General features: G+C 42.4%; 2 protein-coding genes. One reads left to right on the top strand and one right to left on the bottom strand.

The features are described from left to right. Positions 1-463 precede the first annotated feature (463 nt). Positions 464-964 carry a hypothetical protein gene (locus tag CSQ89_RS21440; protein ID WP_099407978.1) on the bottom strand — a complete coding sequence of 167 codons (501 nt, stop codon included), beginning with the start codon at positions 962-964 and terminating at the stop codon, positions 464-466. 353 nt (positions 965-1,317) lie between these two features. Between CSQ89_RS21440 and CSQ89_RS21435 the strand changes: the two genes are divergently transcribed. Continuing rightward, on the top strand, positions 1,318-1,642 hold a 325-nt coding region (locus tag CSQ89_RS21435), incomplete at its 3' end, for an NYN domain-containing protein (RefSeq protein WP_139023133.1).

The raw sequence follows: 1,642 nt of genomic DNA, 5'->3' as shown, positions 1-1,642 counted from the left end.
TTTTCGGAAGTAGGGCCGCACCAAAATCGCTAGAACGGTCCTGATGTGGATCAGAGGCCATCTAGGCATTTTGATGGATTTTGAGCTTAATCGCGGATGAGGCTGCAAGAAATGAAGGGGCAGGGCGCAGCCCAACTCAAGCAGGTGGCCAAGAACGGTACTTGGCCAAGCAGATAACAAGGACTTAGCGCGGATTAACCGGCACTGAGGACAAGGATGCACTATTCGCCATGGGCTTCGCGATTTTGTCCTCAGCGGGCGGTATAACTTCAAACCTAAACGATTTACCCTCCACTACCGCATAGGAAACCACCCCATTTCCAAGCAGGTGGACAGGCACATTGGGTCGAAGTCCAGGATATTCTGGCATTAAATGAAAATCACTGTGATACGCAATATGCCGTGTCAGTGGAATAAAGAATTTTTGATTATCTATAAAAAATTGATAAACAAAATTTAAAACTTAAATTAAACCTAACGCACCAATAGCATTGCCGTAATATTTTATATTACGTTGATTTCTATCATATAAACCGTACAACTTCGATAACATAGCCCCGAATAATAATAGGAGGCTCACAATAATCGCTAAAGCGGGAAGATAGAAAATCAGCGCAACAGCGCTCACCGTTAATTCAAAACCCTGTGGCGGCAAGCCCAATGCATCTGCAACTTGTATTCGTGCAAATATCAAAGAAATTAAAATAGCGACCGCATGCGTAATATTAATTGCTAATTTTCCTATAGTTCGCTCTTTTATCTTGTAATAAGATGGCTTAAACCAAACTAAAAATCCCACAATAAATCCAATATAACTCAGCGTCACAAGAAAATACGTGTAGGGCATAATGTCAGTAGTAAAAAATGGCAATAAAAGACATAAGCAAGCTGGAATAAAAGCCACCATATGGATTTGCGTGGGCAAGTCAAGCGTTTGATAGCGGTGAAATAGTTTATTTATCATATTAAAAGCCGAATAATTGAATTAGTAGGTGTAGGCATTTCGTTTTCCTACCTACATTGAAATCAGCCTGACAGTGGGTAAATATTAAAGTCACCCTTTATCGTTCTGCTAATCGCTAAAGCCTGCCAATCCATTGGCAGGCTAGCAAGACTATCGACTCATAATCAGGCGAGCGTTGCAGAAACACTGCGTGAATGGGTACGGCCCCTGCTCACCACTTGCCCCAATATTTATCATAATTCGGCATGGACTATCGCTTAGACTCTTATGCGAATGACAAATTGAGCACAATTCGTGTAACCTGCGCAACGTAAGCACCATTGGTGTACGACCCGCATAGTAAAGAGGTAAGCATGTATAAATTTGCCGAGTTTGTTGACGGTTCAAATCTGTACGGATCACTTCGGGCCATGAACCTCGAAGTGATCGATTACGAAAAGCTATTTAGTTTTCTATTCGATGAAGCGGTTCAGCTTTGGACAGAGAAAACCCGAATTCATGGACAGGTTCCCACTCAGTTGCATCGCATCTATTGGTATGTGGTCGGCAAGATCGATAATTGGGATTTATCCCAATTTCAGGCCCAGGCTGCCTTAAAGAGCGCCTATTTAAAAGATCGGGATACCAAAGAATACTGGCGGCAATATGCCAAGCAAAAAAATACCCAGGGCAAGGACT

It is taken from the genome of Chitinimonas sp. BJB300 (genome assembly GCF_002735695.1).
Classification (GTDB): Bacteria; Pseudomonadota; Gammaproteobacteria; order Burkholderiales; family Chitinimonadaceae; genus Chitinimonas.
Note: the sequence above shows the minus strand (reverse complement) of the source record. Positions and strands in the feature narration are given on the sequence as shown.